At 62.6% G+C, this 14,517-nt stretch carries 11 protein-coding genes and 2 pseudogenes; 6 read left to right on the forward strand and 7 right to left on the reverse strand.

The features are described 5' to 3' along the window. Window positions 1–425: 425 nt before the first annotated feature. Window positions 426–635 (reverse strand): hypothetical protein, encoded by a 210-nt coding sequence (locus tag ACIHAD_RS48270; RefSeq protein WP_397361634.1) that lies wholly within the window; start codon window positions 633–635, stop codon window positions 426–428. A 186-nt stretch (window positions 636–821) separates the two neighbouring features. On the opposite strand from ACIHAD_RS48270, the pseudogene ACIHAD_RS48275 reads away from it, so the two are divergent. Beyond that, window positions 822–1,758 (forward strand): annotated as a pseudogene (locus ACIHAD_RS48275) (ISAzo13 family transposase); the annotation flags it as partial. Here the strand turns inward: ACIHAD_RS48275 and ACIHAD_RS48280 are convergent. The 5 genes and pseudogenes from ACIHAD_RS48280 to ACIHAD_RS48300 form a co-directional block, all read right to left on the reverse strand. Then, on the reverse strand, window positions 1,758–3,221 hold the full coding sequence (locus tag ACIHAD_RS48280) for a hypothetical protein (RefSeq protein ID WP_397361635.1): 1,464 nt from the start codon (window positions 3,219–3,221) through the stop codon (window positions 1,758–1,760). The pseudogene ACIHAD_RS48275 and the gene ACIHAD_RS48280 sit on opposite strands and share 1 nt — an antisense overlap. 7 nt (window positions 3,222–3,228) lie before the next feature. Then, entirely contained in the window at window positions 3,229–3,534 is a 306-nt protein-coding gene (locus tag ACIHAD_RS48285; protein WP_397361636.1) for a hypothetical protein, read from the reverse strand. Window positions 3,535–3,590: 56 nt separating this feature from the next. Next, window positions 3,591–4,806: pseudogene (locus ACIHAD_RS48290) on the reverse strand (IS3 family transposase). A gap of 238 nt (window positions 4,807–5,044) precedes the next feature. Continuing rightward, a complete protein-coding gene (locus tag ACIHAD_RS48295; protein WP_397361637.1) occupies window positions 5,045–5,785 on the reverse strand; it encodes a hypothetical protein in 741 nt (246 codons plus the stop codon). A gap of 6 nt (window positions 5,786–5,791) precedes the next feature. Then, window positions 5,792–7,960, reverse strand: coding sequence for a hypothetical protein (locus ACIHAD_RS48300; RefSeq protein ID WP_397361638.1), 2,169 nt, complete (start codon window positions 7,958–7,960; stop codon window positions 5,792–5,794). A gap of 133 nt (window positions 7,961–8,093) precedes the next feature. Between ACIHAD_RS48300 and ACIHAD_RS48305 the strand changes: the two genes are divergently transcribed. Next, a complete protein-coding gene (locus ACIHAD_RS48305; RefSeq protein ID WP_397230309.1) occupies window positions 8,094–8,450 on the forward strand; it encodes a hypothetical protein in 357 nt (118 codons plus the stop codon). Between the two features lie 29 nt (window positions 8,451–8,479). Then, complete coding sequence (locus ACIHAD_RS48310) at window positions 8,480–8,965, forward strand: hypothetical protein (protein WP_397361639.1); 486 nt, start codon at window positions 8,480–8,482, stop codon at window positions 8,963–8,965. 301 nt (window positions 8,966–9,266) lie between these two features. Here the strand turns inward: ACIHAD_RS48310 and ACIHAD_RS48315 are convergent, their stop codons facing one another. Continuing rightward, complete coding sequence (locus ACIHAD_RS48315; RefSeq protein WP_397361640.1) at window positions 9,267–12,455, reverse strand: DEAD/DEAH box helicase; 3,189 nt, start codon at window positions 12,453–12,455, stop codon at window positions 9,267–9,269. Between the two features lie 440 nt (window positions 12,456–12,895). Between ACIHAD_RS48315 and ACIHAD_RS48320 the strand changes: the two genes are divergently transcribed. The 3 genes from ACIHAD_RS48320 (at window position 12,896) to ACIHAD_RS48330 (ending at window position 14,326) form a co-directional block, all read left to right on the forward strand. Then, the gene (locus ACIHAD_RS48320) at window positions 12,896–13,366 is read left to right on the forward strand and encodes a hypothetical protein (RefSeq protein WP_397361641.1); all 471 of its coding nucleotides are present in this window, start codon (window positions 12,896–12,898) and stop codon (window positions 13,364–13,366) included. 530 nt (window positions 13,367–13,896) lie between these two features. Next, window positions 13,897–14,184 (forward strand): hypothetical protein, encoded by a 288-nt coding sequence (locus ACIHAD_RS48325; RefSeq protein ID WP_397361643.1) that lies wholly within the window; start codon window positions 13,897–13,899, stop codon window positions 14,182–14,184. Continuing rightward, complete coding sequence (locus ACIHAD_RS48330; RefSeq protein ID WP_397230316.1) at window positions 14,177–14,326, forward strand: hypothetical protein; 150 nt, start codon at window positions 14,177–14,179, stop codon at window positions 14,324–14,326. The genes ACIHAD_RS48325 and ACIHAD_RS48330 overlap by 8 nt, the downstream gene beginning before the upstream one ends. The last annotated feature ends 191 nt before the right edge of the window (window positions 14,327–14,517 follow it).

Genomic DNA, 14,517 nt, shown 5'->3' on the forward strand with positions numbered 1-14,517 from the left:
GGCATATCCGCCCGCGTCACCAGCCTCCGCTCCGTTGACCTGCACTTTCAGCTCGGGACGGACTCCAGAACCCCCGAATTGCGCGGAACGCAGGTTGATGGGTGATATGTAATGGTCTCTCGGTGTGTGCTTGTTGCTGATAAGCAGTGCGCATCTCTCGCTGCCTGGCTGCTATTTGGGCTGGTCAGAAGCGCCTCCAGGGCGGCAGCCTCGCAAAGCGTTCCCGCTCATCAAATGCGGGTGTATCTACCAAGGTAGTGCTGCTGCAGTTGGTTCAACCCGGCGGTGGCCTTGGCGTTCGAGGACTTGGGTGGTATCGGATGGTCCAGACGCCAGCTGCTCAGGCCGTGTACGTTTACCTGCCCGGCTCGGAACAGATACTTATCCGCAGGGAGGCGTCATTGCCGCACGCGACGCCGCTCGCATCAGTCGTCATCTTCGCCGGATGGCAGGGAGCGCTCTCGCGTCGGCGGCGGGTCATCAGCCGCACCACACAGCTCCAGCGCTTCGAGCACATTGCTCGGCTGCGTCATGTTGGCGCTGCGCTCCAGGAACATCAGCTGACGCTGAGTTAGCGTACGTACCGCCAAGCGGCCCGCATCCTTGATGACCAGGACCGACCCGACCATCACCACCGCCTGCTCGGTGCCGTCGAGCGCCTGGATCAGCGTCGCCGCTGCCTGTGCCTGCTTGCTGTCGTTGCCTGCCTGAACGCTGTGCAGCGCTCAGAGCTCGGCCGCCCGGCGCAGTTCTTCGGCGATCTCCTTAGGACCTGCAGAGAAATAGCTCGTAGCATCCCGAGTTCGCGGCCGATGGTTGGTATGAGCGTGTCGGCAGAGACCGTGGAGATGCTGGCGGCCAAGTTCGAGGCGATCTTGCCGCATCTGGATGAGCGGCAACGTCGGCTGCTGCTCAGTGCCGAGGCTCGCGCGTTGGGGTATGGCGGGATCCGGGCGGTGGCCCAGGCGGCGAGTGTCCGCGTGACCACGGTGTCACGGGGCGTGGATGAGCTGGAGGCGGGCACCGAGCCGTTGGGACGGGCCCGACGGCCGGGTGGGGGACGGAAGCGACTGGTGGACATCCACTCGGGGTTACGGGTCATGCTGCTGGCGCTGGTGGAGCCGGATGAGCGCGGAGATCCGACCTCGCCGCTGCGCTGGACGACTAAGTCCACCCGCAAGCCCGCCGGCGAGCTCACTCGGCAGGGACATCGTGTGTCGGCCGACACCGTCGCCGACATCCTGCGCGGTGAGGGATTCAGTCTGCAGGCCAATGCCAAGACGCTGGAGGGCGGTCGGCACCCGGATCGTGATGCGCAGTTCCACTACCTCAATGAACAGGTGCGTGCGCATCGCGATGCCGGACAGCCGGTGATCAGCGTGGACAACAAGAAGAAGGAACTGATCGGGCCGTTCAAGAACGCCGGGCGGGAGTGGCGGCCGGTGAGCCGGTGCTGGTCAATGTCGACGACTTCGCCGAGTCCGCAGCCGGGAAGGCGATCCCGTACGGGATCTACGACCTGGCGGCCAACACCGGCTGGGTGAACGTCGGCACCGACCACGACACCGCCGCGTTCGCGGTCGCTTCCATCCGTCGCTGGTGGCACGCCCTGGGCACTCCTTCCTACCTGCACGCCACCCAGTTGCTGATCACCGCCGATGCTGGCGGCGCCACAGCTACCGCACCCGGCCCTGGAAGAGCGAACTGGCCGCTGAGACCGGCCTGACCATCACCGTCTGCCACCTGCCGCCGGGTACCTAGCTTTTTGACCACGACAGGGGGAATCGAATCTCCCTTCTTATTTCTGCATTGAGGGCTGAAAGTATTTCGTCATCATCGAACTCAACGGACGGCAAGTGTGTACGACTTAGAGGGCCAACGCCATGAGTTGCATCATCATATGCAGATGAAATCGCGGACTCAAAGAATAAGGTCGTTGCCTCGTCAATATTAATGCGATCAGCAGGCCATGAGTATCGGCCTGCTACCACTCTCAATGGCGGGAACATCCACCAGATATCTTGCTCGGGGTCTACGAAGCGAAGTACTCCCTTGTCAACAAAATTCAAGCCATAATGAGATAGGAGGTGAGGGTTCTCGCGACGGTCATGCAGGAGCTTAGAGGAATAAAACAATGTAAGGTCTGGAATGCGCTGCGTGTGGTGCCTGATGCGGGTGGCACACTCCCTCATTGAGGATACAGGTGAGAGGTCAGGAAGGACGATGCCCATGCGCAACCCAGTGCGTTCCGCGATCTCTTCTTGCAGTAGGGTAATGGCCTCAGCTGATGGCCATGACGCCCGTAACTCGCTACTGCAGGACGAGATTACGTGAGCTGCCTCGGCAAAGCGCAGCGGAGGATAAATCTCGCGCCAATCAATGTTCGTCTCTTGAGTATGGAGGCCGGGTACGACGGGATTTATGGCGAAGTCGATCAAGGTTAATACGGTGATGGGATCTAGGTTGCCTCCCGCTAGCTCTTCGGCGAACCTATAAGGCATCCCATAATCTTCATCGAGGGTTCGGCCCAGCATTTTTAGAAGGGCCGGGTCTGCCATCCTGTTAAAGCTTCCGATTTGCAGTAGAAGCTCGTCGAGAACTGCCGCACACTCAAACAGAAGTCGTGTGCTTACTATGCCTTCCCCGCCTGCCACCAGTGCCACTTGACCACCAAGCCTAACGCCACTTCCTTGCCCTCTGGCTGTCCGCAAAAGCATTTCGTCGCCACTGCTTTGATGCCAAATAATTTCGAGGGCCGTTTGTATAGCGTCTTTCGCGGGCCATTGCCCGTGCGCCGAGCCAAGAAATTTCGGCTCAAGTAGGACCTGATATGCGAAGTGCAGGTCTAACCAATCCTGTCGTTGTGACAGTAATAGCTTTCCCAGTCGATTAAGGGGTTCCTTGTCCAAGTAATCGAAAAGTGATGCCCCATCTAGTCGTTCGCGGTAAAAACGAGCAACATCCTGGACATCAAGCTGCTCAAGCGTGTGAGCTGCCAGCAAGTCTCGCGTACGGCGCAGAATGACAAGAAGAATGCCGACAGAACATCCATGAAATCGAGCCCAGTGACTACTTTCATGAATATAGCGTTGATTCCATGACGCGATGGAAGTTATTAGGTCCTTCGTGTTGACATTTGTGTGGTCCAGAAATAGCATCTGGCTGCGCAGATTTAATTCGGCACCTGATGAACTAAGGAGGCGAGGTGTATAGACGCTCATCGCTTCCTTAGTCTGTACTCGCGTCTATGTGGCCGTCGTCTTTGGGCTGCGGCTCAACTTCAGTTACTACACCCCGATCGCGGGCGCGATCTACGAGATAACGGAGTCCGTCATAGATAGCATTCGTTGCGACACCTGAAGCAATTGCTATTGTTATCTCAGCCCACCCGCCGTAACGGAGGGATTCCTGTTCGCCTGTTTCCGTGATCTGAACCTGCGCCACGCAATGCCCCTTGAGGGCGGGATGGTCTGCGATCTCTTCGGCCAGAACTTGGAGGTTTGCCTTCTCGCCTCGGTATGTCAAGATCTCCATGATGCTTAGAGTAGCTGAACTGCCCCGGCTTTGATGGAGAACTCAGCGGTTGATTGCTAGGGCTTCGTTGGGTGGTGTTGAGCGTAGTAGATCGCCTCGAACTCCTCGGGCGGGGGGTGTCCGATGGCTGAGTGCAGGCGGGTGGTGTTGAACCAGGCCACCCATTCAGCGGTGGCCAGTTCCACGTCGGCCAGGCTGCGCCATGGGCCTCGGGATTTGATCAGCTCGGTCTTGTATAGGCCGATCTGCGATTCCATCAGGGCGTTGTCGAGCGCATCGCCGACCGTGCCGATGGATGCGTCGATGCCGGCCGACAGCAGGTGGGTGGTGAACCGGAAAGACGTGTATTGCTGCCCGCGTCCGAGTGATGAATCCGTCCCGGCTTGACCGGGCGTCCGATGCGCGCTGGCGCCGCCGCAGGGCCGTGTCCAGGGCGTTCAGCACGAGGGTGGTGTGCTTGGCCAGTGAGGCGGCCCAGCCGACGATCGCCCGGGAGTAGATGTCGACGCCGCACCAGGCGGAGACGTGGGTGAAGTCGGCCACCCAGGTGGCGTTCGGCCGGGAGGCGGTGAAGTTGCGCTGCAGCCGGTCGGCTGGCCGCTCATGGCCCGGATCGGAGGTGGTGGTGCGGATCTTCTTGCCCCGGCGCGCGCCCTGCAGGCCGAGCGCGCGCATCCGCCGCTCGACGGTGCAGCGGGCCACCGATGCCCCTCGCGCAGCAGTTGTTGCCAGACCTTGCGGGCGCTGTAGACGCCGTAATTGTCGGCGTAGATGCGCTGGATGTGGGCGTCCAGCCCGGCGTCGCGCGCCGCCCGCGTCGAGGGCGGGCCGTTCTTGGCGGCGTAGTAGGTGCTGGTGGAGATGGGCAGCCGTGTTTGGTCAGGACACGGCAGATCGGCTCGACACCGAACACGCTTGCGTGCTGGTCGATGAAGGCCACGAGTGCGTGTGTGGCCGGTCGAGCTCGGCCGCGAAAAAGGCCTACGACTTCAAGATTTCATTCGCCCGGCGTAGCTCACGGACCTCTCGCTCGAGCTCGGCGATCCGCTGCGCATCGGCGGTTGAGGTGCCCGGCCGCTGTCCTCCGGCGACCTCAGCCTGCCGGACCCAGCCGCGCAACGCTTCGCGGTGCACGCCGAGCTGCTGGGCTACCCGGGCGATGGCACCGGGCGCGTTGCCGGTCTGCTCACGGACCTTAAAGACCATCCGCACGGCGCGCTCACGTACTTCCTGCGGGTACTGAACCGCGCCGGGTCTGTTGTTGGTTTTCACCGCACCTGGGGCGGTTCAGCAACCCGTCCCGCTTGGCCTTGCGCAGCGCCTGACCGAGCTTGGGCGAGCGGGCCGACAGCAGCGCGACCGTCTCCTCCACGTACCGCCACGCGGTCGCCGCCGTCACCCCGAACCTGGCCCCGCGCTAATCCCGGCCACGTACTGCAGCGTCTGGGGCGACAAATCGGCGTTGCGATCATGCTATGACCAGGACAGCTGCCACGGAGCCTGAAAAAGATCAGTGGTCCTCAGGCAGGCGCATTGCGCGTGAGAGTGCTTCCGACTGCTCGGCTGTGCCCAAGGTGTTGATAGCAGTAGAAAAAACTTTTAGCAAATCTTTGCGCCCGCTCTCGGTGAGGCTACTGACAAAGTCGGTCAAAACCTGAGCCATAATCACCCAGCGAGATTCCGGGTTCCATTCATTGACCCGCCGGACCATCTCGTCAATGTTCACATCCTTCACTGGCCCGCCGGCACGTTGCGGAACGTCGAGCAACGTGTACACATAGGCGGACGCAGGATCGGCGAAAATTACCTCGCGCAGGAAGTCCGCTCGCGCCTTGACTTGCCTGCGCGCGAGCTTATCTAGTTCTTGCTCATGCAGCAGTCTCTCTATCTGCTTGGCAGCGTTTATGGTTTCTTCATCAGCCTTCAAGGTCACACTAGCCCGAAGGACTTCGAATCCTTCGCCCTGCACGGGCAATATGCTGCGCAAAATCGCATCGGTTTTCTCTTCGGCGTCCTGCGTGCGCAAGACGCTCGTCTCTTTGACTGTTGCTGCCACGATTTCGCGAACTGTGCGTGCGATCATACGTGGAGTGGCGAGCGCACTTGGCGCGCAGAGATCGCGCCGCCATTCGATGTGGATGCGGACATCGAAGGCTAGCCCGGCGTTCGCGGTACCCAGCCGGTCCATGAAGACACCGACCAACGTCGGCGCAGCTTCGGCCGTGCGTGCGCGCCGATGCAGGAACTCCATATCGGCTTATGGTTCCTCGTCGACGGTGTACTGGTGCAATTGTTGTTGCACTGATGCGCTCAAGTCGTTATCAAGCAGCTGGGAAAGCCGAGCGTACATCGTTTCTCGCTGCTCTCGTAGTGTCGGTTCACCCTCTTGTGACCACGCCACCACGTAGGTGCGTAGGCGATCACGTCGCCGTTGGGATCCTTCCGGGCCGCCCGGCGCGACCGCCTGCCGCAAGGAGCCCAATATGGGTTCTCCTAGCCTCTCGTCGTGGAGTGCGGCTGACATCCACAGCCGTACCGCGTCCTTGGCTTCTGCCGACTGCGCGGAGCCTGGCTCCTGATCAAGCAGCGTTGTCCAGCCGGTAGGCAGCATGCCCACGGTGCGATCCCGCTCTTGCTCATCGCTGCTGTCCAGCAGGAGCGGCAGGGAAGGGTCGGTGGGGCTGGGGGCGCTGGCGAGGGCGGCGAACGCCTGATGCCCGCCGGCGCCCTCCTCGCCTGGCTCACGGCACCAGTTCGTGATGAACTCCAGAAGCGCTTGACGCAGGTGAGCTTCGGCCCACAGCTTACGAACCGTCACTCGCAACGTAGCGGTTACCTGTGTGTCAGGGGGCGTGGCGGCCTTCTTCAGCCGTCGGAACGCCTTGACCGTGTGCACCTGACCGAAGTCGCTAGCGCATACGGCGATGACGGCCGTCTGTAGTGCCGGACGATCGCTCTTGGACCAGTTCAAGAGCATCTCGTGCAGGTAGGAGGACGTTTCTTGTGCTGCTGCGCTGGATAGCAACTCGATCAGGACGTTCCACATGCGCCTGGTTCGGCTCTCGGCCTGCGAGGTGTGCCAGGCGGCGGCCAGGGCGCTGAGGGGCTCCTGCCGCCGGTGGCGTACGGCCCAGCGAAGGGCGAAGGAGACGATGCGCTGTGCCAGCGCCTCGCGCTCCTGCTGGGTGAGGCCTTCCAACGCCTCCTGGCGGTCTTTGATGGGAGCTTCGGCAAGCCATGTGAGGAATGGTCGCCTAGCCAGGGGGCGGTCGGTCCAGAAGTACTCCAGGACCGCGTCATCCCACCCGGGCCTGACGAAAGTGATCGTCCCCTTCTCAGTTACTTCGCCTTCTACCGTGTCGAGCAGTTCGATGACCCCGGGTGAGGACTGCCCGCTGGTCGAGAGCTCTGCCTTCTCCTTGAACGTGGTGCTGAGGGCTGCGGCGCTGGCGTACACGTTCGCGACGGGAGCGCCGCGGAGCACGGACGCGGCGAGAAGGAAGTTACGTTCGACGCTTGTCCGTCCTTCTACCCTGTGCCATTCGAGGAGCTTGCCTTTCCAGTTGCGGCGAGCCTCGGTCACCTCGGTCACCAGCTTATGGAATTCGGCACGTCCTTCATCGGTGTCAGCCTGATAGTTGGGCTGCTCCAACGAATAACCGAGCGTTTTCCTGTGCGCCGAAATGATGAGGTCGACGATCTGCAGAGTGTCCGTGGGTGTCCCGCCGCGCAGGAGCTTCTGAATCTCTGCGTTATTGAGCCAAAGCTGGCGGGGGAGGTTTGGCTCTTCGGCGGCCAGCCAACTCGCTGCGATCCCGGACGGAGCTACGATGCTGACTGCGGGTGCGACCCCCTCGGGAGCACCCATGCTGATACGACGCCATTGCTGCGGGTAAGTGAGAACAATGAGCCGATTGTCCAGGCTTCTCAGCTCATTCGTAAGAGTGTGGATTCGGCTTCCAAACTGCGGTGAAACCTGATACTCCGACTCCTCCTCATCGGCTGGCAGCACCAGCAGAAAACCCTGGTTCTTCTCGTGCGGTAGCCGCCGGATAGGAAAGTCGCTCGCTCCACCGTATCGGAGCGTCCGCACCTGCCTAGTCAGCCCTTCGTCTTGGAGACGGGCCAGCAGAGCATAGGCGAGAGTGGTACGGCCCGCATTCGGGGGCAGGTTCAGCACAAGTACGGAGCCCGGGGCGCGCAGATGATTGAACAGATCGTCAAAGTTATCCGGTTCGGCGAATACCGCCGTTACCGCCTTGAGAAGGGGTTGCTCGATCTCATCATGATCCACCGGGTGCTCGACGACCTGCTTCACGGCGATCATTTCGCCGTAGTTGTACAAGGCATGCTGGCGAAATCCGGTAAGGAGATCACGGATGTCTGGGTCCAGGCGAAGTCCTTCGAGATGTGGCGAATCGACCATGTGACCTTCCCCCCACGAAATCTTGATGTCACCATACGACGCAGATCATGAAGTGGGTAGACCGTTCCAGGAATCTGTGCCGTCCTCGCTGGCGGGTTAGCATCGCGGTAGTCAGGAAGTCTCAGGAGGCGACGTGAGTAGTCGATGGAGGCCTGGACTGATCGCGGGCGGCTCTGTCCTGTGTGGTGTCACCGCGGGTGTCCTGACGAATCTGGTGACAAGCGCATGGAGCTGGGCGCTGGCGGCGGCCCTGGCGGTGACGGTGGTCTGCTGGATCGTGCTGGAGATCGTCAGAGCCGGTCAGGAAAGCGCAACGAGTCCGGTGACTGTGACGCAGAAGGTGCGGCGAGTCGCGGGCCGCCTCCTCGGCATACGAGGCGATGCCAGCGGCGTTGTGCGGCAGCGCATCGGCACGGTGACCGAAAACGGGGAAGTCATCGGATACGAAGGTAACCACAACGGCGGAGCCGGGGAAAGAGAGACGCGGTGAGGCTAGGCGATCTACCGTCGGAGACTTTGATGCGCGGCGGCCAGGACCTTAGTACCTTCGCCTTGGAAGTTCTTCGGGCCGAGGGCCAAGAAGAGGTCGAGGTGCTGCTTCCTGAGACCGCAGTCGTTGCCGGGGCACCACGCCGTGTCCTGCTGCTGAGTGCTCATGTTGAGATCGCTCGCGCCACGCTCCGGAGCCTACGTAGCGCTGTACGCGATGCGCTTGACATCCACGAGCGGCACCAGCTCTCCTCGGCCGAGGAGGCCGACTTCGCCGTGCTTGTTGATTCTTTGCGCCGGATTCTGGAGGGATTGTTCAAGCAGCCGCTCGCCTTGCTTGGGGAGGAGCGGGAGGAGGCCACGACGCTGACCGTCAAGCAGACCGTCAACCACGTACGAGGAACTCTCACAGGCATTCGGGCGCCTTGGGCTCGAGGGCTCGCCGGGGGAGTCGAACAGAAGATCAAGGTCATCGAGCATGGTGGGAGTGTCGTCGGGATCGACCTCACTCCTTGAGTCCTGCTCTTGAGAGAGTCCACGACTGATCACAGTCGACATCGGCGCTGCCGCAGGCAGGGCCTGCTCCTTTAGGACAGGGCGGTATTGCCGGACCTCCGAATAGGTTGCCGCCGGTAGGCTGCCGATTACGGTAGCTGCTGGAGAGTCGTCGCGGCGCGGTTTCAGAAGTCAACGCAGGAAAGGAGCGGTACCGCCTGGCCGGGTGCGGCGCCGGGAGATCCGGCACTGCTTCCCACCGCGGGTGTGCCCGGCGGTGAAGTCCCGCGTCGATCCCGTTAGTCCGTCGCCCGTTCTTCATCTACACGTTGCAATACACCTCGAAACCGGCATTCGCGATCTCGCGGAGATAGACCTCGGTACTGGCCAGGAGTTCCATCTGCTTACGGCTGGCTCTGGTCTGGCTCATGCCAGGCTGCGCGATGGCGATGGTGAGGTGCGGCTTACGAGTCCTGGCTGTGTCCCGCAAGCGGACGAGTCTTTCGGAGGTGCCGGCCTCGATGCCGCTATGACCGTATTTCCTCTGCCTGTTCCGGGCACGGTTGATCAGGGCGTTCAGCATGGCGGTAATGTCGCGGCGATAGGCGGCTGACTTGTTGGCCTGGCCGCACACTTCGTAGAGATCTTCTACCCGTGCGCCTGCCTGCGGCTCCGATGAGTACTTGCAGTGCACGAGCAGGATGTGCAGCTCGCGCTCCGTCTCGCGGAGAGCGACGATGTCGGCGACCTCGCCGGAGCCGTCGTCATCGACGACCACGTCCCAGGGGCCACGCGCCAGGACCACTTGGATCATCCGTGCTTGGATGGAGTCGGCGTCGCGGGTGCGTCCCTGCGACTCCTTGGTGATGTCGATGCCCGTCCAGTCCGGTACTTGAAGCCGGGCGGAATCGAAGGGTGGGATGTCGCGTACGGGATGCAGGAGGCGGGCGGGCGCGCAGACAAGGGCGTCGTTCTCGAAGAGGACCTGGAGCACATTGTCGCGGCGTGCGAAGAACTCGGTGGCGGAGAGGTCACGGCGGGACGTGGAGATCATCACTTCACCGTCGCCCGCGGCTCTGACCCGCATCAGGCCGTCTTCGATGAAGATGGCGTAGGGCACCTGCCAAGCAGGCGTGCGGATGACGAAGTGGACGGCTTCGTCTGGGATGTGGGGTGTCACCTCTAGCTCGGCTTCCAGGAAGGAATAGGAGACGCCGCCGTAGGAGAGCTGGACGGAGTCCTCATTACGGGCCAGGAGGGCCAGCGGCCACTCCACAGCCAGGACGGTCAGCTCCGGCCAGTCCTCGAGGTCCTCGGGCTGGATGAAGTTGTCCATGACATGGGCGATGTTGATGCTGTCGTCGAGCAGCTTGAGCCCCATCTCATCGCACCAGTCGACCCAGTGCTTGAGCGACTCGGCGGTTCGGCGGCTCCAGATCCGGCCCTTGAGCGAGGCTCCGACGCTGGTGCGGACGCCAGCGGCGAACCCTGTCGCGAAGATATTGGTCTGAGCCTTGGTGTGCTTCTCGGCATCGGCGAAGCCCTCCGCGACGTCGGCTCCGACGTGCATGGAGAAGCGCCGGTTACGGTTCCTGACGTCCAGGACGCCGACGTTCGTGGGCACGAGCCTGTCAATGCCGCCCATGACGCGGTAGATCCGCTTGCCGGTGATACGGTCCGCGGTCTGCCCGCACACGGCCGTGGCCAGGTCCTCGTGGAGGCTGTCGTTGTTGGTGCTGTTGATGTACAGCAGGCCGTGGGCCTCGTCCCAATACATGACGTAAAGGTGGTGGACGACTTCCTCCACAGCGGGAAGCTGGCCCCACTGGACGGGAGCCTGCTCCTGGGTCACGAACCAGAGCACCCGATCTCGTCTGTTGACGGCGATGGGGTAGGTGAGCAGATTCTCCTCGGGGAAGACCTGGTAGACGTTCGTCGGGGTCCAGTCCTGGCAGCCAGTCCTGTACGCCACCGCGCTCATCTTCGGCAGCACCGACTTGATGGACACCTCTTCCGGCCCGGAGCCGAAGGCGGCCTCGAAGTCGCTGACGTCCTCCTGTTCGCCGACGGCCTGCTGGGACAGGTCGCGGACGATGAGATTCCAATCGGCATCCTCCGCATAAAGCTGACGAAGCTGCTCGTCGAACGGTGCGTCGGATCGCGAGGACACCACGGTCGCGTTGCCCACCGTCGCTGAGGACACGCGGGCGAAACGGCCGATGAACTGCAGCGTGATGCCGAGGCTTTTGTGCGTGTCGTGGAGTGCCGCCACCTTGAGCTGCGGCAGGTCGAAACCCTCCCCCAGCATCCCCACGCAGATGATCAAACGGGAGTGGCGTTGATCGAGCGCGTCGAGGGCGTCCTTGGCCTTTCTGCCACTGAGCTTGCTGTGGATGACCATGGGGTTGAGGTCCGGCGCGAGCTCCTCGTACAGGTTCAGCAGCTCGTTGGCCCGATTGATCGAGCTGGTCCGCGCCATGAGGAGGTGATCGCGGCCGTTGTCGAGGTCGGTGCGCAGGCACGACAGGGCGCGTTCGGCGATGTCCCTGTCCGGGTCGTCGAAGCTCAGCACGGAGATGTAGTCGATGCCGGCGAAATATCCCTGAGCCTGCGCTTCGCGCAGCGGGAAGGCGTAGACAACTCGTCCGCCAAGGGGGCGCCCGTCCGACCGGAAGGGGGTGGCGGTGAACTGGACGACGGGCCGGCCGTCGAAGGCGTCGCGGATCTCGCTCCAGGTTCTAGCCGCCACGTGGTGTGCCTCGTCGATGAACAGGTGGCTGAACTCGGCCAGGAAGATGGTCCGGACGTCCTCGGGGAAGCCCGAAAGGGCGGCGGGGGTAGTGACCACCACGTTGCACGCCTGCGCGAAGGAGCGGGCGCTGTCGCCCGACTCGAAGTGGTGCTCCACGCGGCCTACCACAGGGCGTTCGAACGGGCCGGTGACGATGCCCAGTTCAGGCAGGATGCCAAGGGTCTCGAACTTGCCCGCGGTCTGACCGCGCAGCACGTCGGAAGGTACGAGGACCAGCAGGCGCTCCGGGCGCGCGGCTGCGTAGATCGCCACCATCGTGTCAGTCTTGCCCGTGCCGGTGGGCATCACGACCGTTGCCGGGTGCTGGCTTCCGGTGGTCCAGTGGGCGAAGACGGCCAGGAGAGCGCCGGTCTGGGGTGCACGCAACCCTCGCGGGCTCTGCGCGTCGAGGCCGGGCAGACGAAAGGCTCCCTCGAGAGATGCCCTTACTCCGGCCGGAGCGTGCGCCTCGGAGGGGCCGCCCCAGGCGATCCGCCCCTTTTTCCGGACGAGGTGCACGTATTCCGGGGCGGGGCTTTTGATGACAGGCCAGCGCTGGTCCTCTGCGGCCGCCCATACTGACTGGTTCTCATTGACAAGACGGGCCTTGCGTGGTGGACAAAGGAGCTGGCGTGCGATGTTCTTGTCAACTTTGATCGAATCGGACCATCGAGAAGGCAACTCGATCGATAGCCCCTCGACGTCAACGTCATGTTCCATGTGTCTCCCGCGAGACGCACCAACGGGCGCATCCCCCTCAGGAGCACCACTCGTTGACCCAGATGATAAGCCCGCACGTGCATGATCACGACTTGGGGGACATTTCCAGCTAAATGATCAATGCAGGTTGAGATTGCATTTGGAGACATATTCCGCGTTAGGGCTCAAATGGGCGTCAAGCTAAGTTCGGCGTAGGACGGCCCAGCTACCCCAGCCCGCCTCAGCCTGCACATCCCTAAGTGCTCAGCCGCCGAGGCCAGCGTCCGTCCCGGACCGGACAGATACAACGCGAGGGCGTCCGCCTTGAACTCCGGCGAGTACGACTTCATCGCCACGTGGAACTCCTTGTCTCCGGATCTCCATCATCCGGCGCTCAAGGTGTCCCCACCTCGCGGTAGGGCCGAGTTTGTCATCGAGCACAGTAGTGCTCAACTGAAGTTATGCAGGTTGTCTTCGCTGCGCTCATCGCTATCGCAGGAACCCTTCTAGGTTCACTCACGACCTTCCTCTTCCAGAGATGGACGGTCGCCCGTACCGAGAGCCTCACGCGGACAGAGCGGCTCCGTCAGGAGCGCATGAAAGCTTATAGCGTCTTTGCCGGCGCTGTTCTAGATCTTCGTGTAAAGCAGGGAGCACGTTGGGGAGCGAAGAGACGGGCAGACGCGAGTCCGGAGGCGTACGCGGAGGCCAAGGCGATTCAGAACCAGAGTCGAGCAGCTGCGTGGCAAGCGCTTTGCCTGGTACGCCTGCTCACGGACGATGATGAGGCTCTACGGCTCGCCGGCGCGGCGATGGAACTCGCTGCTGGCATCCACACGCTGGTAACCCTCGAGGAACTGGATAAGCGCATGGGCGAGGTTCGGCAGGCTGTCGACAGGTTCATTGACAGGGCCGCATCGCTGGTGCGTTAGGCGGTGGTCCAGTCTGGCGCCGTTCAGCCTGAGGCTGACACCTATGTGAGCGTTCATCAGGCGCATGCCGCCGTCCGCTCGCAGCCGGTCAGCGACCCCGCAGGGCTGATTGAGGAGGTCATCGGAAATGTCTGTCTGAGGTCTCTCCCGACGCCAACAAGTGTCGCGCCGGTGCGGCGTCGAGTGGTGGCGGGGTGGCTGTGAACGGCGGCGTCTGGTGGATGGAAGGGTTCGCGGCCACGGGTGAGATCCGCTTGGTCGGCGCTCGGCTGGATGGAGCCTACGACTGGCGGGCGCGGACTTGCGTAATGAGGATGGGCCTTGCCTGACACTCGACCGCGCGTCCATCGGCTCTCTCGATGCTTCGGGCGTGACCGTGGCCGCCGATCGGATCACTCTCGTCGGCGCCACGGTCGGCGGTGGCCTTCTCCTAGAGGGCGCGCATCTGGACAACGGCCGCGACGTCTGTCTTCTGGTCGAGAGGTCTCCAAGGGCCACTGCGGCTGCGCTACCTGCGAACCTGCGGTGAGGTGCGCATCCGCAACAGCCGTGCCTCCGTCCAGGTCCTGCTCGGCGGCGTCATACTCGACAAGCCGGGCGCCGTTGCGCTGCGCTTCATCCGTAACGAGGTCGGCTCGGACGTGGTGTGTGGCGGCATGTCGGCGTACAGTGAGGTCCGTTTCGTCGACAGCCAGATCACGCTCGATTTGGCCTTTGAGGGGCGGTGCTTGCTAATCCCGGTGGCGCCGCACTCGACGTGCGTGGGCTGTAGACGGGCTGACGTACACGGTGCTGGAGCCGCGGTGTTCCGTGCGTGAGCGTGTGCGCTGGCTGTCCGGCGAGGAGTTCCACCCGCAGCCGTACGAACAGCTCGCCGTCTCCTGCATTGCCGAGGGCCAGCACGATGAGGCCCGTGCCGTCCTGTACGCGAAGGAACGACGTCAGCTGTCAGCAGCGTGATCGGCCGCTGCTCGGTCGGGTGTGAGGCCTTCTGCGGGACGTAACGGTCGGTGTCGGCTACAAGCTGTGGCGGGCAGCCACCTGCCCCGTTGCCCTGTCCTGTGTTCCGCGTAATTCAGCGTCCTAGAGTCACGAATCTGGGGTCTGACCTGTGCGGACATGGGTGAGGGCGCCTGAGAGGCGTTTCTCTA

Source organism: Nonomuraea sp. NPDC052265, assembly GCF_044547985.1.
Taxonomy (GTDB): domain Bacteria; phylum Actinomycetota; class Actinomycetes; order Streptosporangiales; family Streptosporangiaceae; genus Nonomuraea.